This window comes from Nostoc sp., from assembly GCF_036919895.1.
Classification (GTDB): domain Bacteria; phylum Cyanobacteriota; class Cyanobacteriia; order Cyanobacteriales; family Nostocaceae; genus Nostoc.
In genome coordinates, this window is sequence record NZ_JBALBW010000062.1 from 1 (window position 1) to 21,711 (window position 21,711).

Annotated in this window: 16 protein-coding genes; 5 read left to right on the forward strand and 11 right to left on the reverse strand. The window is 42.8% G+C overall.

All coding sequences use genetic code 11. From position 1 onward, the window contains the following. The coding region (locus V7K55_RS11455; protein ID WP_334831268.1) for a tetratricopeptide repeat protein at nt 1–811 on the forward strand (811 nt) is incomplete at its 5' end. A 239-nt stretch (nt 812–1,050) separates the two neighbouring features. Here the strand turns inward: V7K55_RS11455 and V7K55_RS11460 are convergent. From V7K55_RS11460 to V7K55_RS11495, 8 genes are all read right to left on the reverse strand, one after another. Next, nucleotides 1,051–1,290 (reverse strand): hypothetical protein, encoded by a 240-nt coding sequence (locus V7K55_RS11460; protein WP_334831270.1) that lies wholly within the window; start codon nt 1,288–1,290, stop codon nt 1,051–1,053. Next, nucleotides 1,287–1,517 (reverse strand): hypothetical protein, encoded by a 231-nt coding sequence (locus V7K55_RS11465; RefSeq protein WP_334831272.1) that lies wholly within the window; start codon nt 1,515–1,517, stop codon nt 1,287–1,289. The genes V7K55_RS11460 and V7K55_RS11465 overlap by 4 nt, the downstream gene beginning before the upstream one ends. A gap of 87 nt (nt 1,518–1,604) precedes the next feature. Then, nucleotides 1,605–3,098: a catalase gene (locus V7K55_RS11470; protein WP_334831274.1), complete on the reverse strand. Its 1,494-nt coding sequence runs from the start codon at nt 3,096–3,098 to the stop codon at nt 1,605–1,607. A 204-nt stretch (nt 3,099–3,302) separates the two neighbouring features. Next, entirely contained in the window at nt 3,303–4,676 is a 1,374-nt protein-coding gene (locus V7K55_RS11475; protein ID WP_334831276.1) for an alkaline phosphatase family protein, read from the reverse strand. A gap of 15 nt (nt 4,677–4,691) precedes the next feature. Further along, nucleotides 4,692–5,918, reverse strand: coding sequence for a metabolite traffic protein EboE (eboE, locus tag V7K55_RS11480; protein WP_334831278.1), 1,227 nt, complete (start codon nt 5,916–5,918; stop codon nt 4,692–4,694). Nucleotides 5,919–6,046: 128 nt separating this feature from the next. Then, a complete protein-coding gene (gene eboC, locus V7K55_RS11485) occupies nt 6,047–6,979 on the reverse strand; it encodes a UbiA-like protein EboC (protein ID WP_334831280.1) in 933 nt (310 codons plus the stop codon). A gap of 82 nt (nt 6,980–7,061) precedes the next feature. Then, nucleotides 7,062–8,027 carry a TatD family hydrolase gene (locus V7K55_RS11490; protein WP_334831282.1) on the reverse strand — a complete coding sequence of 322 codons (966 nt, stop codon included), beginning with the start codon at nt 8,025–8,027 and terminating at the stop codon, nt 7,062–7,064. 63 nt (nt 8,028–8,090) lie between these two features. Next, the gene (locus tag V7K55_RS11495) at nt 8,091–8,978 is read right to left on the reverse strand and encodes an EboA family metabolite traffic protein (protein ID WP_334831284.1); all 888 of its coding nucleotides are present in this window, start codon (nt 8,976–8,978) and stop codon (nt 8,091–8,093) included. A gap of 472 nt (nt 8,979–9,450) precedes the next feature. Here V7K55_RS11495 and V7K55_RS11500 point away from each other — a divergent pair, with 472 nt between their 5' ends. After that, on the forward strand, nt 9,451–10,653 hold the full coding sequence (locus tag V7K55_RS11500) for a 3-dehydroquinate synthase (protein ID WP_334831286.1): 1,203 nt from the start codon (nt 9,451–9,453) through the stop codon (nt 10,651–10,653). A gap of 6 nt (nt 10,654–10,659) precedes the next feature. Here the strand turns inward: V7K55_RS11500 and V7K55_RS11505 are convergent, their stop codons facing one another. Beyond that, complete coding sequence (locus V7K55_RS11505; protein ID WP_334831288.1) at nt 10,660–11,358, reverse strand: YdcF family protein; 699 nt, start codon at nt 11,356–11,358, stop codon at nt 10,660–10,662. 309 nt (nt 11,359–11,667) lie between these two features. Between V7K55_RS11505 and ctpB the strand changes: the two genes are divergently transcribed. Together ctpB and V7K55_RS11515 are read left to right on the forward strand one after the other, a co-directional pair. Then, nucleotides 11,668–13,008: a carboxyl-terminal processing protease CtpB gene (ctpB, locus tag V7K55_RS11510; protein WP_334831290.1), complete on the forward strand. Its 1,341-nt coding sequence runs from the start codon at nt 11,668–11,670 to the stop codon at nt 13,006–13,008. A 148-nt stretch (nt 13,009–13,156) separates the two neighbouring features. Then, the gene (locus tag V7K55_RS11515; protein WP_334831292.1) at nt 13,157–14,146 is read left to right on the forward strand and encodes a glycosyltransferase; all 990 of its coding nucleotides are present in this window, start codon (nt 13,157–13,159) and stop codon (nt 14,144–14,146) included. An 88-nt stretch (nt 14,147–14,234) separates the two neighbouring features. Here the strand turns inward: V7K55_RS11515 and V7K55_RS11520 are convergent, their stop codons facing one another. Both V7K55_RS11520 and V7K55_RS11525 read right to left on the reverse strand, forming a co-directional pair. Further along, nucleotides 14,235–19,916, reverse strand: a complete 5,682-nt coding sequence (locus V7K55_RS11520) for a M10 family metallopeptidase C-terminal domain-containing protein (protein WP_334831294.1) — start codon at nt 19,914–19,916, stop codon at nt 14,235–14,237. A 221-nt stretch (nt 19,917–20,137) separates the two neighbouring features. Next, nucleotides 20,138–20,632, reverse strand: coding sequence for a hypothetical protein (locus V7K55_RS11525; RefSeq protein ID WP_334831296.1), 495 nt, complete (start codon nt 20,630–20,632; stop codon nt 20,138–20,140). A 207-nt stretch (nt 20,633–20,839) separates the two neighbouring features. On the opposite strand from V7K55_RS11525, the gene V7K55_RS11530 reads away from it, so the two are divergent. Beyond that, on the forward strand, nt 20,840–21,711 hold an 872-nt coding region (locus V7K55_RS11530), incomplete at its 3' end, for an NB-ARC domain-containing protein (protein WP_334831298.1).

Sequence of the window (21,711 nt, forward strand, 5' to 3'; positions counted from 1 at the left end):
TGTGGCAAGTAGCCTGAACAATTTGGCATTCCTCTACAATTCACAGGGAAGGTACAGCGATGCCGAACCTTTGTACATCGAAGCTTTGTCCATGAGTAAACGCCTGCTGGGGGATGAACACCCAGATGTGGCAACTAGCCTGAACAATTTGGCATTCCTCTACTATTCACAGGGAAGGTACAGCGATGCCGAACCTTTGTACATCGAAGCTTTGTCCATGAGTAAACGCCTGCTGGGGGATGAACACCCAGATGTGGCAACTAGCCTGAACAATTTGGCAGGACTCTACGATTCACAGGGAAGGTACAGCGATGCCGAACCTTTGTACATCGAAGCTTTGGCGATGAGAAAACGCCTGCTGGGGGATGAACACCCAAATGTGGCAACTAGCCTGAACAATTTGGCATTCCTCTACAATTCACAGGGAAGGTACAGCGATGCCGAACCTTTGTACATCGAAGCTTTGTCCATGAGAAAACGCCTGCTGGGGGATGAACACCCAGATGTGGCAACTAGCCTGAACAATTTGGCATTACTCTACGATTCACAGGGAAGGTACAGCGATGCCGAACCTTTGTACATCGAAGCTTTGGCGATGAAAAAACGCCTGCTGGGGGATGAACACCCATCTGTGGCAACTAGCCTGAACAATTTGGCATTACTCTACAAATCACAGGGAAGGTACAGCGATGCCGAACCTTTGTACATCGAAGCTTTGGCGATCGCTAAAAAACGTTTGGGAGCAAATCATCCCAATACAATAACCATTCGTGAGAATCTGGAAGGCTTGCGGCAAAATCGTCAGCCTTGATTCAGGAGAATAGTTGCTTTTGTCTCCCGTTGGTTTCACTAATTTAGGTAATCTGCACCGACTGCATTACCCGTCTGGGATTCAAATCCTAGTCTAATAAGTAGGCAAGATAATTAATTACACAATGTCATTGCAAATGCAGTGAAGTGAAATAATGCGATCGCAACGCCTACAACTACTTCTCTACGATATGCTTTGCGAAGGGTGCGATCGTAATAACTGTAAATATTTTTGTTTATCTACTTAATGAGCCTCTGAACTCCGTCAACGAGTATTTTATCTCCGTTAACGAGTATTTTAGCTCCGTTCACGAGGCTTTTATCTCCGTTAACGAGTATTTTAGCTCCGTTCACGAGGCTTTTATCTCCGTTAACGAGTATTTTATCTCCGTCAACGAGTATTTTATCTCCGTTAACGAGTATTTTATCTCCGTTAACGAGTCTTTTAGCTCCGTTCACGAGTATTTTAGCTCCGTTCACGAGGCTTTTATCTCCGTTAACGGGTTATAGAGATAGCGATCGTGGTTAATTGCACCATCTTTTACATCACACTCCACAGGATTTGAACCTAAATCCCAAATAGAATATGTTTGTTTAATGCTAGTAAGAATAATTTTTCCATTTTCTTGAATAATCTCGAACTCTTGGTTTTCTCCTAATAGTTCTTTAGGGATTAATAAGCCTTTTTCTGTTGCTGTTAATTTCATGTTTAATTACTTCAATTTAGTTTGTAAGTTAATCAAATGAATTTGCTTTAGGGCGGGCAAGATGCCCACCCCACAAAATTGATAAGGCTACCAGTTACCTACAGGTTGAGCATTATGAGAAAATATTGAGGGATCAATTGAAATGCCCAACCCCTCAGCTACACGACGACCATAAGAAATATCTGCCCGGAAAAAGTGGCAAAGTTGGCGCATTTGGATGTCTTCCCTTGCTTGAGAGAGACTGCCAACGATATTATGAGCAAGACGCTCTTGCTGCTCAGGAGTTAGTAACCGATACAGATCACCAGCTTGGGTGTAATCGTCGTTTCCTTCACGATGACTGTAACGATCGACTGTCACATCGCCTAAATGACTAGGTGGTTCTGCATAAGCCGGATTTTCTTTAGGCGTACCCTCAGCACTATTGGGTTCATAGTTAGGAGCGCTACCGTGGTTGTTCCCCGATGCCATAAAGCCATCTCGCTGATAATGCATCACTGGACATTTGGGCTGGTTGACGGGTAGTTGCTGATAGTTACCACCCAAGCGATAGCGTTGAGCATCTGGGTAAGAAAAGATGCGAGCTTGAAGCATTTTGTCTGGAGAGAAACTAATGCCAGGAACTACTGCACTAGGGCTAAAAGCGGCTTGCTCTACTTCGGCAAAATAATTCTCTGGGTTACGATTTAGCTCTAATATCCCGACTTCAATTAAAGGATATTCCCCTTGTTTCCAAACTTTGGTTAAGTCAAAAGGATTATCAGGATGTTTTTGGGCTTGCTCCTCGGTCATCACTTGAATGCACATCCGCCATTTGGGATAATCTTTTTTAGCGATCGCTTCAAACAGATCGTGAGTCGCATGATCGGGATCTTCGCCTTTGACTTTGGCTGATTCTTCCTCAGTCAAAGTTTGATGTCCTTGCAGATTCTTAAAGTGAAATTTACACCAAACGCGATCGCCCTGAGCATTAATTAAACTAAAAGTATGGCTACCAAAACCATCCATGTTTCGATGGGTTTTCGGAATTCCCCGATCTGAAAAGAGGATCGTTACTTGGTGAAGCGATTCTGGACTGAGTGACCAAAAATCCCACTTTGCATTCTGATCTTTGCAATTGGTTTGGGGATTGCGCTTCTGGGTATGGATAAAATCAGGAAACTTCAAAGGGTCGCGGATGAAGAAAATAGGGGTATTGTTACCTACAAGATCCCAGTTACCCTCCTCAGTATAAAACTTGAGGGAAAAACCTCTAGGGTCGCGCTCGGCATCTGCTGAACCTTTTTCTCCTCCGACTGTAGAAAAGCGCAAGAGAAGTTCTGTTTTCTTGCCAATTTCAGAAAAAAGTTTGGCTTTACTGTAGCGGCTGATGTCATTGGTAATAGTCAAAGTACCGTGAGCAGCAGCACCTTTAGCGTGGACAACTCTTTCAGGAATACGTTCTCTGTTGAAATGAGCCAGTTTTTCTATGAGGTGGAAATCCTGCATTAATACAGGGCCACGCGCTCCAGCCGTCAGGGAGTTCTGATTATCGCTAACAGGAATACCGTCAGCAGTTGTCAAGTTTTGGGGTTCAGTCATGATTAAAGAAGCTCTCCATGTAAGTTACTCAGATTGCCCACAGTACATTTTAGTAAGTAGATGGATACCTACTGATAGAACAATCTAATTCATAGTCATAATGAGTTTATATATAAAGCATACTCGATATGATTATGAATTACAAGGAATTTTTTTTGTATTTTACTAAGATGTAAAGATGATATATCGCCTCTATACTACCTTTCAGGTATTTAAATGTTTGAGAATCAACGAACAAACATCTGTCGCCTCAATTTGATGTTCATTAACTAAATCAGTTTGGTGGGTGATAAATAGAGGCCCTTCAGATGGAGAAGTAGTAACGTTACCGTGAGAGCCACGAACGAGGGAAGCATCCAGAGGAATCACATCCATTAAGTAGCGAAAACCCAGTTGTTTCTTCAGTAACTTGAGAGCAATTTTTCCTTGAGGAAATTTAATCTGTGGATCGAGGAAAAGCTCTACAGGATCGTAACCAGGTTTGCGGTGGATATCTACAGTTTTAGCAAAATCAGGCGCTTTTGCGTCATCGAGCCAATAATAATAGGTAAACCAAGCGTCAGATTGTGCGATCGCTACCAACTCCCCCGATCTAGGATGATCGAGGTGGTAGGCTTGTTTCCCCTCTTCATCCAATACCTGCGCTACGCCTTCAGTCGCTTCTAAAAGCGATCGCACTTTCGGGATATACGCGCGATCGTTCACATACACATGAGCGATTTGATGATCGGCTACAGCAAAGGCAATGCTAGCCCCAAAATCGAGCAGTTCTCGCCCTAATTCTTCTCGTATAGCAATTAGACCATTTTCTCGTAGTACGCGGTTTAAATCCACAGCTTTAGAAACTGGCGTAATGCCATACTCAGAAAGAATAATTACCTGAGTATTGCGTGCTTCAAAATATTTAATTAAATCACCACAAACAGCATCAATTTCTCGTATATCAGCTTGAATTTGTGTTTGATTGTTACCAAATTTTTGTAGACAGTAATCTAAATGTGGTAAATAAACTAGTGATAATGTCGGGCTGTAACGTTCCTCAATCCATTTGGCAGAATTGGCAATCCATTGACTAGAACTAATGGAAGTTTTTGGCCCCCAGAAATCGAACAGAGGGAAATTTCCTAAATCAGATTGAATTTGCGATCGCACATCACCAGGATGGGTATAAATATCAGGTAATTTTCTCCCATCTGCGGGATACATCGGGCGCGGCGTAATCGCATAATCTGCTGTAGAGTACATATTGTACCACCAAAAAAGGTTGGCACAAGTGAAATTTGGATCGATTGATTTAGCGATTTCCCAAACTTTGGGAGCCTGAACTAGCTTATTAGATTGCCGCCAAAACTTCACTTCACATTCATCGCGAAAGTACCAACCATTAGCGACAATTCCATGTTCGTTAGGCAATTTTCCTGTTAAATAAGTAGCTTGAACCGAACAAGTCACCGCAGGTAGAACTTTTTTGATCGGAACTACTTGCCCTTTAGTAGCCCAAGAAGATAAAAATGGCGTGTTTTCTCCTAGTAAACTGGGCGTTAATCCCACGACATTTAGGATAACTGTTTTTTTCATAAACTTAGTTCCTTATTAATTGGCGGCAAATTCTTTTAATACCCACTCATACTCACGCTGAATAGAAGTTAGTAAATCTATCTTCATTTCTGATGGCAATACATCCCAAGTGTAAGTCTCAATTTCTAAATGTGAGCAAGCATTGTTTGTTTTAAGTAGATTTAAAACAGTTGCAATATCATCTTGCGTAGACTGCAAAATTTGATAATCATGAATAAAAATTGGGACATGAAAGTGAGTCCGCCATTCTTCAGCTAGAGATTTCTCTAAATGTGGTAATGCAGTTATTAAGTCAGGATAGTGATGGAGTGTACCATCGTTGCGACGTTCTATTACCTGGTGAAGATAAGTAGATTCAGCAAAAGGACGTAAGCGTTCAACTATCAAACTACGCTTCTCAACATCAGCAGGTATTTGTACTTTAATTGCAGCACTGATTTGAATTTTGCCAATCTTAATTCCTGCCGATTGCAAACGCGCAAATACAGATTGCGGTTCCTCATATTCAACTGAAAAATGGCAGGTATCATAACAAACTCGAACGTGTTCTAGCATTTTAGTCTCTGCTAAATTCTGCTCAACATTTAACTTTTCTGATAAATAATTACCACCAATTGGCAATAACCAATTTTGATAGAAATCAATTACTTCTGAGGTATTTTCAATTAACCCATCAGGCTCAGGTTCTAAATCAATATGTAATATCTTTCCTGTTTCTTCATGGATGCGAATCATCTCTACTACAACTGATGCTATGTTCAAACAACTCTGTTTCAGAACCGTATCAAAAGTTACTTGGTCTTTTTTCCACCAAGGTTTATAGGATAATGGCAGTGTAGAAATTCCGCCATCTAGTCCTTCTGGTAACAGAGTAGCTAAAATTTCTGCCAAGTTTAATGTATAATTTACCCGTTCTTGTGTAGACCAATCTGGTCTATAAACTTGGTCTTTTACAACCTGTCGATGAAATCCGCCATAAGGGAATCCATTTAAGGTGAAAACATATAAATTATGCTGGTTCAGCCATGCTTGAAATTGAGCTAAATTATTACTTTCTAAAAGTTCTTTTGCGGCAATATCTGCTAATCTCAAGCCAATACCAAAAGCTTCGGTAGGTGATAAACGTGACTTGAGTTCAGGAATATACTTTTCTAAATTGGCGAAAACCTCTAGCCAGCTTTCACCAGGATGAATATTGCTGCAATAAGTTAAATGAAAGTTGCTGTCTTTTGTAATTTTCATTTTCTAGCTTATGCCCTATATATGCTGAGAATCTGTTGTGTTTAGCTTATAAAATTTCACAAAATACCTATCACACATTCATAGAGATATGCGTCCCTACAGCCTATTTATGGGATGTATATTTAAACTTAAGTTACGGCAAATATTTTTGCTAGTTTCATAGAAATTGGTAGCAAAATTAGAACTAACAAACCGTAATACAAACCAGCAAAACCAGATGCAACGGTTGCATCTAATACTATTAGAGATAAAACGCCTATTTTGACAGCATTTCGGATATTTTCAGCTATTGGTTCTCGCGCTGCTTTGATAAAGTTAGGCAATATTCTGATAGCTAATAAAATAGCGAATGGTAGGGCTGCGATCGCTGTATACTCTTTTAACAATCCTAAAGCTAAAACTGCTGTCAAAACTATTGCAATTAGAAGTAATGCAAGTACTCCTGTAATCTTCTTACCTCCGTGAACTTCACCCTGACTAATTGCGGTGATAGCAGCAATATAAAGAATAGGAATCACTGCTAAATACCAACGTTCTCCTATTATTTCTGGTACAGCACTTACACCTAATAATAAGTTACTGCCACGACACAAACCCATATTTAAAGGGCCGAAAAAAGGATGATGTTTGGCGAGTGAATCATACAGGAGGCATGAAAGAATGATGAATGTAGCGATCGCAGCACTCAACAACGATACTTGAAAAGCAGCTATAATGCCGATTGCAAACAGTATACTCCCCAATAAAGTAGCATTTTGACGAGATACGCGACCACTGGGAATTGCTCTATCTGGTCGCTCTTTTGCATCTAATTCAGCATCGAAAACATCATTAAAAACTATACCACCACCATATAAACTAGTTGTAGCTAACAACAACCAAACTAATGGAATTAATATGGTAAAACTTGCTTCTCCATTGATTAATTTAGCAAAAATAATCCCAGAGCCAGAAGCTGCAAAGCCAACAAGAATATCCGCCCAAGCAGTAACAATATTAGCAGGACGCATTAATTCCAGATAACCCCGCCAGCCTTGAAAATTTAAGCTTGCAACATTCACTTATCTGCCTCCATGCCTACTAATTTCTTAAAATTAAGATAGAAATATCTTTTACAATCCCCCATACCCCAATCCCAATTTCTTATTCAATCAACACATAATCTGAAACTGATTTGATTCCTGGTTCCTGTCCCCGCAACACAGAATTACCACTAAACAACTGACGCTGATCGACAGATTGGGGATTAAGCCAGTCTGATGCTTTCATCTGTCCAGTTTGACTGTAAGCAGCTAGAGCGTTTTCATAACAAACTGCTCGCACGTGTTCTTCAGGAATGCCCCTATCTAACATTAACTGAGCCGTTTTCGGAACTGCCAAAGGATCGCTAATACCCCAATCAGCACTACTATCTACAATGATGCGACGAACACTATCGTGTCCCGCTACGCTAACGCATCCATACTTACGGACAACTTCTACCATTCTGGCGTTACCCATCTTCGTTTGTGGATAAATTGTGAAAGCCGCCCAAAAACCTCTTCCTAATACTTCTTCAACAGTTTCCTCGTTGTTGTGATCGATAATTACTTGTGATGGGTCTAAGCCATATTCAATACAGCGTTCCATACTCTGAATCGCACCCGCTTTCTTGTTGCGGTGGGGAGTATGAATTAGTACCAACATATCGAGTTCTTTGGCTAATGCTAACTGTTGACAAAAGTACTTATCTTCTGCTTCTGTCATGTCGTCATAGCCAATTTCGCCAATGGCCACAACTCCTTCTTTACAGGCAAAAAGTGGTAGCAGTTCTATAACTTCTGCTGCTAATGCCTCATTGTTAGCTTCTTTTGGATTTAGACCGATTGTACAGTAATGTTGGATGCCAAACTGACTAGCACGAAATCTTTCCCAGCCCACAAGACTACTGAAGTAGTCTTTAAATGTACCCGCGTTGGTTCGCGGTTGTCCTAACCAAAAAGCTGGTTCAATAACGGCAACAATGCCATATTCCCGCATTACTAAATAATCGTAAGTAGTACGGGAACACATGTGAATGTGAGGATCGATAAACATCATGGTGTGGTTTAATAATTGGGCATTGGGCATTGGGCATTGGGCATTGGGAATTGGGAAGAATTAAAAATTACCTCTTTTCCCTCTGCTCCCTACTCATTTGTGGCTAAAACTGCTCCAAGTCAGATTACCTTGTTGAATGGATGACTGTAAATCTGGGTAACGAGAAAGTAATGCTTGTGCTTGGGGTAAAGGAGACTCAGCACAAGCTAATGCTGCTGCTTGTTGCTCGTCTGTATCTCCACTAGCTAGTACTTTTTCCAAATCTGTGATGATGGCGCTATCTGCAAACCGCCCTACGGATCGCCAAAGTTCTGGCGTAACTGAACGTTTAGCTGCCCAACGTTCATGGGCATAGTCTACCAACATCCTCGCCAATTCTGGGTTAGCACGCTGATCCAGTCCCCAAATTAGATGCAAAGGACTGCCGACAAACACAGCCTTCAGCACCATCTGATTCCAAGCAGCATTATCTAAATAATCGGCTGGATAAGGATTACGTAGGGCTATGGCTTGGAATACATTACTCATATTGCTGCGAATTCCCTCAGCAGCGCGATGGCGATGTAACTCGGGATGTGGTAATAAGGACAAACTTTGATACAGGGCAACTAACTCCCCCATATCGGCAGTGGAGAAGACTTGATCGAGCGTTGGCGTAGCCTCTCCAAAGGAGACTCGCACATAGCCCTCAGTATCATCGTGGGGCAAAGCTAGAAGCAAGAGTGTGCGACCCGCTTGATCTACACTCCAATTACCAGGATACCAACCTGGAATCGCGTCCTGTGCTGATTCCAAGTCCTGGAATGTTAGCTGCAAATCCTGTTTACCTAGATAACGCGGCACAGCACTAAATGCCGTGAAAAAAACTCTCTCAGCAGCGCCGCTAGCAATCTGTGTCTGCTTCTGTTCCAGCCAAGCAAAAGCTTTCTCTGAAACAGACTTTAACAGCCAGTGATGCAGTAACTTGTTTACTTTACTCATGATGAATTTCAGGAGAAGTTGTCCAACTTTTTTATGACAACTAAGTATAAAATTTACCACTAAACTTGATAGTTTGTGATGACAACAGCTAGATAATATACTACTAATACCAGAACTTCACCGAATCCATAAAAACCTCCTAACTTTAAAGAAGATATTGTAAAGATATAATTTTGATTAGATAAATCTGAAATTTATCTTACGTAAAAACTTTAGAATTTTTATGTAATGATAATATCTATTGCCAACTCAGATAGAAAATCTAGACATTAATCAAATTAGAAAATAATGTTATTTTTAACTTTGTCAAAACTATGGTGAAGTTATTTAAAATACATATTTATTAGTATTTATAATATTTTGATAAGTTATTTATACATCGAAGTTGTCAATTTAATTATTGTGTTGTTTTGCTGTCAAATTTAATCCTATTGCCTCTATTTACAGTTAGTTAAAAACTTCTAATATCCCAATGGCTATTCAACAAAAAACCGCTCTGACTCTACAACCAATTAATCAACGGATCTGCGTCACCTTTAATTATAATGTTCACTTCACTAAAGGTCTGTTTCAGTTAGATAATCCTTTACTCGCACAAGTGATTGCAGCAGAAGGAGAGACAACCCCAAAACAATTGCTAGTAGTAGTAGATGGAGGATTTTTACACTCTCAGGATAGATTGCTAGAAAAATTATTAGTTTACGCCCAATGTTATGGAGATGCGATCGCTTTGGCTGGTGAGCCGATGGTAGTTCCGGGTGGAGAAGCAGTCAAAAACGATACTAGATTTATAGAGCAAATTCATCAGCGAATCAATGCAGCTGGATTGTGCCGTCACTCCTACGTCTTAGCAATTGGAGGTGGAGCCGTGCTAGACATGGTAGGATACGCAGCAACAACGGCTCACCGAGGAATTCGGCTGCTACGAGTACCAACAACAGTATTAGGGCAAAACGATTCGGGCGTAGGAGTAAAAAACGGAATCAATGCCTTTGGCAAGAAAAACTTTTTGGGTACATTCATGCCACCTTATGCTGTATTGAATGACTTTAATTTTCTTACTAGCCTTGACGATCGAGATTGGCGATCGGGTATTGCAGAAGCGGTAAAAGTCGCGCTGATTAAAGATGCAGACTTCTTCGATTTCATTATGACTAACGCCGATAAATTGGCTAATCGAGATATGGACATAATGGAAAGGCTGATCTATCGCTGTTCGCAGTTACATTTAGAGCATATTGCTGGTAGCGGCGATCCTTTTGAAATGGGTTCATCGCGTCCTTTGGATTTTGGACACTGGGCTGCTCACAAACTAGAGCATTTAACTAATTACAGCTTACGTCACGGTGAAGCTGTAGCGATCGGCATTGCTTTAGATACAACCTATTCATATTTAACAGGGCAACTATTGCAATCTGAGTGGCAAATGGTTATGACTACACTCAGTAAATTGGGCTTTAACTTATACGTATCAGCACTGACAGAACAATTAGATCGACTTGACCATCCCCATTGTATATTTAGGGGGCTTACGGAGTTTCGCGAACACTTGGGAGGAAAATTGACAATCACTCTTCTACAAGGAATCGGACAAGGAATAGAAGTTCACAAGGTGGATTTATCTTTATATAGAGATGCTATTTTGATGCTGCAAGATTGGGAACTTTCACATTAACTCTCCTTATCTCCTCAACCCCCCTTGGTGTTCACAATGAAAACCTTTATGCTCCCAAGCTTGCATATCTACTTGAGTAAGTCTTGTCACATTTGAGCATTGTGGTTGAATAATTTGACTTAAAATCGCCCACAATAGGCTGCGGGTTAAATCTAATCCAGTTTTGCGCCAAGATTCATTATTACCAGGAACACCCAATTCCTCAACAATCTGTGGCTCTACCCAAATACCATGAGCGCCCAAAAGAATCTGTGCCATCCATAAGGCTCTGGGTAAATGACTTGGCGAAGTAATCAACATGACTTTATGCACTCCCCAATGCTGCAAAATTGGAATATCATAATAAAAATTTTCAAAGGTAGAATTCGCACACTTTTCTAACCAAACGTTTTTTAACTCTGTTAGTTCTGACTGAAAAATTAACCATATACAAGGATCTGGGGAACCATGAGAAATTAAAATTGGGGTTTGCGGGTATTGTTTTGCTAATTGGGCAACATAAGTTTCTCGACGAATACTGCCACCAAGCACCAAGAAGGCATCTACTGGCTGTGAAGAAGCAAAAACTAAGGTTATAGTAGTAAAAATCAGCCAAGATCCCAAGACAAAGTACAATACACCAGTTAGTTTTTGTAACAGTTGCCACAGATTAGCAATTTTTTTTTTAATAGAAATTAACGATTTGATGGTAAATTTACGTTTCATGACTTCGGAAATAAAACCTGATTTAATAGCTCTCTAAGAGTGCTGCAATTAAGCGATCGAAGTGCTATCTTATAAAAGTAATGAATCAGTACAGACATGACGCTAATTAAAGTGTCACATGTTCAGTATAGCCTTCCGGAGACAGCTAACAAACTGAGAAATGGTTGTTAATAATGCAGTATTTTCGGCATCATTCAACGATAAAAATGATGAAGAGAGCATAGCTTAGTTTGGGGTATAAAAACTTAAAATTTTCTGGAAAGCCTGATTGCTAAACTGTCAACAACACAATTATTCCAGCTAATATACATGAACCAATCTGCGAAAAGTTACTCACCGCTCCAAGTAGCCTTGATTGGTGGAGCGATCGCCACAACTGCTACGATGTCTGTGTTCGGCCCTGCTTGGACTCGTGATGTCCGTGCCGCTCTAGCCCTACAAGACAGCCCGAAAGTGATAGTTGACCAAGTGTGGCAACTGGTGAATCATGAGTATGTTGATGGCAAATTTAATCAACAAGATTGGCAAGCAACCAGGCAAAGCCTGTTGAGCAAAGACTATTCTTCGCGGGAAGAAGCATACACTGCCATCCGCGAAGCTTTACAAAAGTTGGGAGATCCTTACACTCGATTCATGGATCCCAAACAGTTTGAAGCCTTGACTAGCCAAACATCTGGTGAAGTCTCTGGTATTGGCGTTCGGATGGAAGTAAACGAAAAAACTCAGCGCCTCACTGTCGTCGAAGCCATAGAAAATTCTCCAGCACTGAAAGCTGGGATCAAAGCAGGCGATGAAATTTTGGCAGTTGATGGCAAATCCACTCTCAAAATGAAAGTAGATGACGCTTCCAAGTTAATTCGCGGCAAAGCAGGTAGTCCCATCAAGCTAAAGCTGGGACGAGCCGGACAAAATACCTTTGAAGTGAAGCTAACGAGAGCAAGTATTGAAGTGCCAACGGTACGTTATACCCTCAGACAAGAAGGAAATCGTCGCGTCGGTTATATCCGTTTGCGGGAATTTAGCGCTCATGCCGCAGATCAAATGCAACGAGCTATCCGCGATTTGAACAGCAAGAAAGTTGATTCTTATGTCCTAGATTTACGGGGAAATCCTGGCGGGTTGTTGCAAGCTAGCATTGAAATCGCTCGCATGTGGTATGACAACGGCGGAATTGTCAAGACAGTAGATCGTGTAGGCGGTACTGAAGAAACTAAAGCCAATCGCACTGCTTTAACAAATCGTCCTTTAGCAGTCCTAGTAGATGGAAATTCAGCTAGTGCTAGCGAAATCCTCACAGGGGCACTCAAGGATAATAAGCGGGCGGTAGTCGTAGGTGGTCAAACCTTTGGTAAAGCCCTAGTGCAGTCAGTTCACGAACTTGCAGATGGTTCCGGCTTGGCTGTCACCATTGCCCATTACTACACCCCGGCGGGAACAGATATTAACCATAAAGGCATTGCCCCAGATATCAAGCTAGACTTAACAGAGGCACAAGAGCGGCAATTAGCTTCTAATCCAGATTTAATCGGAACTAAGAGCGATCCGCAATATGCCCGTGCGATCGCAATTCTATCAAATAACAACTTTGCCCAGCCGCCAGCAAATCAGCCCACTCGTCCTATGAGCCGCGCCGATAGCTTGAAATTTTAGATTGAGGCAAATGATTTCTTACCAGGTGTTTATATAGTAGTATTCCCAAATCCAAATTTATGGAGTTACGAAAACTGCTTAATATACCGTTCTAGGATTTTGGTTTGGGAATACTAGCTAGTAATCCAATCTCCCAAATCTCAGATTTATGAATCATCAGCCAGTTGATGCAACCACCGCCACCAGCTTTTTAGCAATGGTGTCGGTGGTTGTTCCTATTTATAACGGTGAGGCAGATTTACCAGAGTTAATCAATTGTCTGTTGTCTCAAACTTACCCAAAAGACCGGGTAGAGTACTTGTTGGTGGACAATAACAGTAGCGATCGCACTCTCACCATCCTGAAAACATCTGCCGAAAATTACCCAATTACAATTCGCCCTTTGAGTGAGAACCAAATTCAAAGCTCTTACGCTGCTCGGAATACTGGAATTCGCGCTGCTACGGGTGAAATTATCGTTTTTACTGATGCAGATTGTCGTCCACAACCGCAATGGTTAGATGCATTAATTCAGCCTTTTGTCAATAAAGAAGTGGTAGTTGTCGCTGGGGAAATTTTGGCATTACCAGGCACAACTCTGCTAGAACAACACGCAGACCGTGAAGAAACTTTGTCGCAAAAGCACACCCTTAACCATGCCTTTCGTCCCTATGGACAAACAGCTAATTTGGCGATTCGACGCATCGCCTTAGAAAAAGCGGGTTTATTTCGTCCCTATCTTACCACTGGTGGCGATGCCGATATTTGCTGGCGGATTTTGGGGGAAAACATCGGGCGTTTAGAATTTGCCCCAAATGCGATCGTTCAGCACCGCCACCGCGCTACACTCAAAGAACTTCAAAGTCAATGGCGGCGCTATGGACGCTCAAATCGCTATCTACACGAACTGCACGGTGTCGATTTGATGCGAGAGATGACACCCAAAGAATACGGCTATCGTTTGGTACGTTGGTTATTGAAAGAAATACCAAGGGATATTAAAAAGGCGATCGCGCAGCCCGTCGCAGGCATCACAGGTCAAGCCACCCTTGTAGATTTATTAAATACCCCCATTGGTTTGTTCACAGCGAGGGCGCGGACTGCTGGGCAAAGAGATGCTAAGCTGCCAGATAATGCCAAGATAATCGATCGACTGTAATGGAATAGGGGCGCACATCTGTGCGCCCCTATTCCATTACCTATAATTCTCTCTTACACTTTGCAAGTCAGCGAACGGACAATAATTATCATCCTAGATTACTGAAATCCCACAGACTAAGGGTATTGGCTTGTACTCCAATGAGTGTAGCTAAGAGTTCACCATCTTGTTTACTGATTAGAGTATCGTTGGTATTACTAGCAGTGCCTTGAGTAATGCTGATCTGTTCAAAGGTCAGACCACTCATTAAACCCAGGTAATCGCTACCGACCGTAAAGTTGAAAATGGTGTCACTTCCAGACTCGCTTGCCAGCACAAACATATCACGACCACTACCGCCGTACAATGTATCTTCACCAGTTCCACCATTCAGGATATTGTCACCGCCACCTGTAAAATAGTCGTTGCCACCCCTGTTGTAGATTGGCTCCTTACCGTCATTACCGAAGAGATAATTATATCCGCCCTGTGCTTGGGGGATATCGGCATAAAGTACATCGTTACCAGCACCACCATCTAACGAGTTGTTACCAGCACCACCGTAGAGTTGGTCGTCGCCGTCATTACCAAAGAGATAATCATCTCCTTCCTCTCCTTTCAGGATATCGGCATTGTCGCCACCCTGAAGGTTGTCATTACCACTGCCTCCATAAAGAGTATCGTTACCTTCTTGACCAAATAACTGGTCGTCACCCTCGCCGCCTATGAGTTGGTCATCGCCCAATCCACCCTCTAGGTAGTCATTATCAGCGCCACCATCAAGAATATCGTTGTCTGCGCCACCGTAGAGTTGATCGTTGCCCTCGCCGCCTAGGATTTGGTCATTGCCTAACCCACCTTCTAGGTAATCATCACCAGCACCCGCATTAAGGATGTCGTTCCCTTCTTGACCAGAGAGGAGATCGTTACCATCGCCTCCCAAGAGATTGTCATCACCGACTCCACCATATAAGTTGTCATTATCAGCGCCGCCATTGAGGGTGTCGCTACCGTCTTGACCGTAAAGGTAATCATTACCTATGCCCCCAATCAGTTGGTCATCGCCCAATCCACCTTCAAGGTAATCATTGCCAACACTGCCATCAAGAATGTCATTGCCATCTCCACCATATAGTTGGTCGTTGCCGTCGCCACCATCTAATTGATCGGCACCAGAACCACCATCTAAGTAGTCATTGCCAGTCTGTCCTAATAGCTTATCAGCATCATCACCCCCATAGAGGAAGTCGTCGCCGATGCCACCATCGAGGTAGTCACGCCCTTGCTGCCCGAAGAGTTGGTCATCACCTGTACCCCCTTCAAGACGGTCATCGTCATTACCGCCATCAAGATAGTCCTGACCTGCTTGACCGTAAAGGCGATCGCTACCATCTCTGCCATAGAGATAGTCATCTTCAGTCCCACCATCGAGGAAGTCAGCGCCAGTGCCACCATCCAGGATATCGTAACCTTGCTGACCGTAGAGGCGATCGTTACCTTCATTACCATTGAGTTCGTCATTGTCTAACCCGCCATCAAGGTAGTCATCGCCAGTATTGCCGTTAAGTAGGTCATCACCTTGTTGACCGTAAAGGCGATCGCTGCCTTCGTTGCCATTGAGTGTGTCATCGCCCGATCCACCATCAAGGTAGTCATCACCCACTTGCCCTAAGAGGAAATCTATACCAGTACCTCCGTAGAGAGCGTCATTTCCGGCTCCACCTTCAAGGTAGTCATCACCGGCTTGACCGTAAAGTTGATCGTTACCTTCGTCGCCATAAAGTAGGTCATTACTATCACCTCCATCTACGAGGTCATTACCTAACCCGCCATCTAGGGTGTCATTACCAGCTTGACCGTAGAGGCGATCGTTACCGTCGTCGCCATTGAGTCGGTCATTACCGTCACCGCCATCTAGCAGGTCATTACCTAACCCGCCATTTAGGGTATCTTTATCGGATTGACCATAAAGTTGATCGTCTCCGTCTCCTCCATTGAGGTAGTCCTTGCCTATGCCGCCATCGAGGAGGTCATTGCCTGTGTCACCTTGGAGATAGTCATCGCCTTCCTGACCATAAAGTTGGTCATTGCCATTGTTGCCATAAAGGAGGTCATCGCCTGTGCCACCTTCGAGATAGTCATTGCCAGCATCGCCATTTAAGGTGTCTCTGCCGTCTTGACCGTAGAGTTGATCGTTGCCGTCTCCTCCATTCAGGTTGTCATTACCAGTTTCACCTTTGAGGAGGTCTTCATCGGCTTGACCGTAGAGTTGATCGTTACCGTCTCCACCGTAAAGGCGATCGCTTCCTGTGCCGCCATCGAGCAAATCGTCGCCAGCTTCACCGTAAATTAGGTCATTGCCACCCAAGCCACTGAGGATATTCTTGCCAGCGTCGCCGAAGAGTAAATCTTCAAATTCTGAACCTTCGAGGTTTTCGATGGCTTGGAGGCGATCGCCTTTGGCATCTCCAGCCCAACCAGTACCCGTTGTGAGACTAACAGATACAGGTGTTGTTGAGGTGAAATAGGAGGCCGTATCATTGCCATCTCCGCCATTGAGATTATCGGCATCCGTACCGCCAACGAGGAAATCGTCACCGTTTTCGCCAGAGAGAGTGTCTTTACCACCCTCGCCAAAAATGATGTCGTTGCCATTTCTGGCGTTAACAACATCATCGCCATTTCCAGCGTGAATAATATTGACTTGGATATCGCCGATGATTTCATCATTGAAGGCAGAACCGATAACATTTTCAACATTAAAGATTTGGTCAGTACCGCCAAAGCCATCCTTAGCATAGTTTTGCTCTAAGTTGACTTTAACTGAACTAGGATCGCGGCGATAACTAACGGTATCAATGCCATCGCCTCCGTCAAGGGAATCATTGCCAGCATTGCCAACTAACAGGTCATTCCCAACTAAGCCGGAGATGCGGTTATCTAGGCTGTTGCCAATTAAAACATCATCAAATCCAGAACCGATGATATTTTCTAGATTTTGTAGGGTATCTGTAGTGCCAAAGCCATCTTTAGCTGTGCCTGCTGCCATCGTAAAGTTTGGTTCTGTGTCGGTAGGTATGAGGCTGGTTGTAACTATGCTTGTGTGGAAAGTTCCGCCGGAATTTTGGTAGTTCTGTGCTTCATCAATATTTACAACTAGACCACTGGGGGAGTTGTCGTAGCTGACGGTATCGATTTCAGTGCCACCGTCAATTAGGTCATTGCCTGCTTCTCCCAGCAGTAGGTCGTTGCCAGCATCCCCAAACAGCTTATCATTGTCAGCACCGCCGTATAGAGTGTCAGCATCAGCCCCGCCGTATAGACTATCAGTCTCAGCCCCGCCCACTAGCTCGTCATTGCCAGCATCACCGTCAATTAGGTCATAGCCGTCTTCGCCGAAGAGGTTATCATTCCCCGCACCGCCATAAAGATGGTCATTGTCTATACCTCCGTAGAGGCGATCGCTGTCGTCACCCCCGCTTAGTTCGTCATCGCCAGCATCGCCATAGAGGAAGTCATTCCCGCCTTCACCGGAGAGTGTGTCATTCTCCTCACCGCCATTGAGAGTGTCATTGTCTATACCCCCGTAAAGTTTGTCGCTGCCAGCACCACCTTCTAGGTTGTCATTGCCAGCATCACCATAGAGAGAGTCATTTCCGCCTTCGCCAAAGAGTTTGTCATTTCCTGCACCACCATATAGAGTGTCATTGTCTATACCTCCGTATAGCTGGTCGGTGTCATCACCACCTGTTAGTTCGTCATCGCCAGCATCGCCATAGAGGAAGTCATTCCCGCCTTCACCATAGAGTGTGTCATTCCCTAGCTCACCACTGAGAGTGTCATTGTCTATACCCCCGTAGAGTTGGTCGTTATTATCGCCACCTGCTAACTGATCATTGCCATAATCGCCATAGAGGAAGTCATTCCCGCTTTCACCATAGAGGCTATCATTGCCTAGACCACCATTGAGAGTGTCATTGCCAGCTTTACCTCTCAGAACATCATTACCACCCAAACCTACGAGGAGATTGTTGTATGCGTTACCAGTCAAATTATCTGCAAAGGCTGAACCTTCCACATTTTCAATAGACTGAAGTATATCTCCCTGAGCATCTCCTCTAATACCTATACCCTTGGTCAAGTCTACTGACACTCCTGCACTAGAGTTGGAGTAAGAAGCTGTGTCTAAACCATTTCCTCCATTCAAGGTATCGGCTCCATCTGCACCAACAAGGTAATCATTTCCATCACCACCTTGAAGGATATTATTGACACCATTACCAATTAAGGTGTCATTGCCTTTCCCACTGATCGCATTTTCAATCGTGACTCCAAAGGCGATCGCTAGATTATATTTCTCTAGAGGGTCATGGAATGTTTTTCCATCTTTGGTGTAGGTAGTTGTGTTGATAGGACCAATTGAACTAAATTGGCCTGCGTTTAAGTTAATCTCAGATGCTTCTGATTGCTTTGAGGCATCAATGGTATCAATACCACCACCATCCCAAATTGTCTCCATAAAGGGATGGGTTACATCATTATATTTGTAAATATTATTACCACTACGAGTTTTGAAATTAGCACCATAAAGCGACTGAATGGCAGCGATGTCATAGAGCATGGGAGTTCGAGGCTGGACATCTCTAATTCGGTTGATATTGGGATCGGCATCTTTATAGTCATAAGACATGATGCTGTATAGGATGGAATCCTTTTCTTTAGGCAAATATGGCCCAGGGCTAGGAGAATTTCCTGCATCATAGTTTCCAGGATGTTTCAGACCTAGAGCGTGTCCAATTTCATGGGTTAGTGTAAGGAACCCATCAGAACCTTTTTTTTCAATATTTTTAGGCTGGTTTTCATCATTATTTTTATTTAACCAAACATCTCCAAAAGGACTGAGTTTGAGTGCAGGTAATTGCAAAATAACATCAAAAGCATTCGGTATTTTTGGAAGTTCAGGTAAATCAATATCAGGTAAATCAATATCAGGTAAATCAATGTCAGGCTTAGGTAAACTAATATTTGGCAAAGCCAAAGATGCACTGAAGTTGAGAGAAGATGAGTTATCATTAGTCAACGATAAGCTGGATATAATAGGTATAGATTTGATGTACTGGTCAACAAATTCTACCAAAGCATCATTAATAGCACGTCCAACACTTTCAGCACTATAAGGCGGCAGCGAACCTCCTGAACCTGTTATATTTGCAGATCCAAATCGGATATCAGCACCATCAACAAGCGGAGTTCCAAAAGTATTTTCTATGAACTTCGTTATTTTATTGGCAAAATCACCCCATAGCCCAACTATATCTAAATAAGGTTTGATTGCATTAATATTGACGTAATCACCTAGATTCAAAATACTGTCTGGCTTTTGTACAAATTGAATATCTGCAACCTCAGCCCATAAATTGAGTGCTTCAGCAGCAGCAGCCTTCTGACGAGAATCAAAGGCTTTGAAACTAACTGGATCAGGAATACCTCCATCCAAAAATGCATCTATTGGTGCGCCCAGAATATAAACCGCTGGAATCGCGGGCATAAAGTTGTAAGTAATGGTATTTGAAGACCAGCGAGGCTTACCTGGAAAGAATAAATCCTGTATATCACCTTTATTTGCTTGAGGCGGCTTTAAATTATTATCCATTTCTTTCATTCCTTGTCGATTTATGTTTCTAGAATTTTGACTGTGATTGGTAATATGCAACTTGCTAAGTTGTGATGCTGAAACTTCTAAAACTTCCATTGCAATGACAATAATCAAAGCGATCACACTTAAAACCAACTTTTGTCTCCGATCGCACCGCTTCCAAACCCCGATAACTTAAGTGCGATCGCAAATCAAAAAAGGCGATATTTCACCGTAAACTAGGCGATCGCCCAAAATAATCGGGTTATGGGAGAATATGAATGTTAGGCTTCGCTTTACCTCACCCAACCTCGTATCTTAAAAGTGGAGTGGACAAGAAAGCCTGCCTTTCGGCTGAGTAATGCAAGATGCGAGTTTTAGCCACCGCAAGTAGAACTTGCTTGTTCAAGAGTTATACCCGTTGGTTCTGGAACAATTTTCTTTCCACCTCTTCCTCTGTAAAAACAAGTTTCATCGATACTTCCCCACGGATCGATACAAAGTTCCTTCTGTGTATACATTTGCCGATTCACACATTCTGCAAACTGTTGAGGAGAACGCTGTTGTACACCAGGATTAGGAACAACAAAAATCGTAGGCTGCTGTTGAACGCCCCAGTTGTTAGGCTGTCTGTTATCCCTATTACTTTCTTGAACACAGATTTGCTCTGCTTTTGCAAGTGCATCACTTCTGCTAAGGTCTCCACCTTGGCGGCTATAGTAATATTCCGCAAACTTTTTAATACACTCAAGTCGCTCGGTCGAGGACTGAGCAGATGCCGGAAGTACCTTGATTGCATACAGGTTGCTCACGACAATTCCGAAGGAGATCAAAGACCGAAGAACGACAGTATTGATGTTCAGTGGCTGCATGGTTTTTTCAAAGATTTAAAAATTCTTATTTGAGTATTTCTAGCTGCTGGAACTGCTTATCCAAATACTCTACTGCCAGGTATAAAGTTTGCCGGTCGGAAAAGGTCGGGAAAAGGTCGGGTCTTTTTGGTAGATTTACGTAAATTTTTGGGAAAAATTAAGCTGCTCGTGGGAATATTGTAGTTAGCCTGTATTACTACCGAATAAATGACGGTTGAAGAAGCGATCGCAATCGTTGAGCGATTATTGAAACGGGGACGCTTAACGAGAGCGCAAGAGATTGTATTTCGCTACTCCTGGGAAGGGAAAACTTACCTAGAAATGGCGGGAGAAGTCACTTATGATCCAGGTCACATCAAAGATATTGGTTCGCAACTATGGCGATCGCTATCTCAAGCTTTAAATGAAAAAGTTACTAAGAATAATCTGCACGGAGTCCTAAACCGAACCGCACACCAGCCCAATGATACAAACACCTCCCCAACCTTCACGCCTCAAATAGATTGGGGAGAGGCCATCGATGTTTCCCACTTCTATGGACGGACAACTGAATTAGAAACCTTGAGTCAATGGATTGTGGACGATAGCTCTCGTGTGGTGACACTGCTGGGTATGGGTGGTATGGGCAAAACCGCACTCTCGGTAAAATTGGCAGAACAATTACAGGGAGAATTTGAATATGTGATTTGGCGATCGCTCCGACACGCACCTTTTTTTCATGACAAACTGACAGACTGCATCAAAATCCTTTCCAATCAACAGGCGATCGCATTACCTGCTGACCCTCACGAGCAAATCACCTGTTTAATCGAGTCTTTTCGTAAATCTCGCTGTTTGCTGATTTTAGATAACTTTGATACTCTGTTGCAGCATGGTAAGCAGACAGGCTGTTACCGGGAAGGCTATGAATCCTACGGTGAACTTTTATGGCGATTAGGAGAAACTCGGCATCAAAGCTGTGTTCTACTCACCAGTCGGGAAAAACCCAGCAATTCTCATTTTGAAAAAAAATCAGAGAAAATTCTTTATTTAAATAGAGAACTTGTGTCGAAGCATAATTTTTTGACAAATAATTATCA

What these genes read in the sequence shown, in the direction of transcription:
- V7K55_RS11465 (WP_334831272.1), bottom strand. Translation starts at nt 1,517, where the DNA reads ATGAAATTAACAGCAACAGAAAAAGGCTTATTAATCCCTAAAGAACTA.
- V7K55_RS11470 (WP_334831274.1), bottom strand. Translation starts at nt 3,098, where the DNA reads ATGACTGAACCCCAAAACTTGACAACTGCTGACGGTATTCCTGTTAGC.
- V7K55_RS11475 (WP_334831276.1), bottom strand. Translation starts at nt 4,676, where the DNA reads ATGAAAAAAACAGTTATCCTAAATGTCGTGGGATTAACGCCCAGTTTA.
- eboE (WP_334831278.1), bottom strand. Translation starts at nt 5,918, where the DNA reads ATGAAAATTACAAAAGACAGCAACTTTCATTTAACTTATTGCAGCAAT.
- V7K55_RS11490 (WP_334831282.1), bottom strand. Translation starts at nt 8,027, where the DNA reads ATGCCCAATGCCCAATTATTAAACCACACCATGATGTTTATCGATCCT.
- V7K55_RS11495 (WP_334831284.1), bottom strand. Translation starts at nt 8,978, where the DNA reads ATGAGTAAAGTAAACAAGTTACTGCATCACTGGCTGTTAAAGTCTGTT.
- V7K55_RS11500 (WP_334831286.1), top strand. Translation starts at nt 9,451, where the DNA reads ATGGCTATTCAACAAAAAACCGCTCTGACTCTACAACCAATTAATCAA.
- V7K55_RS11505 (WP_334831288.1), bottom strand. Translation starts at nt 11,358, where the DNA reads ATGAAACGTAAATTTACCATCAAATCGTTAATTTCTATTAAAAAAAAA.
- ctpB (WP_334831290.1), top strand. Translation starts at nt 11,668, where the DNA reads ATGAACCAATCTGCGAAAAGTTACTCACCGCTCCAAGTAGCCTTGATT.
- V7K55_RS11515 (WP_334831292.1), top strand. Translation starts at nt 13,157, where the DNA reads ATGAATCATCAGCCAGTTGATGCAACCACCGCCACCAGCTTTTTAGCA.
- V7K55_RS11525 (WP_334831296.1), bottom strand. Translation starts at nt 20,632, where the DNA reads ATGCAGCCACTGAACATCAATACTGTCGTTCTTCGGTCTTTGATCTCC.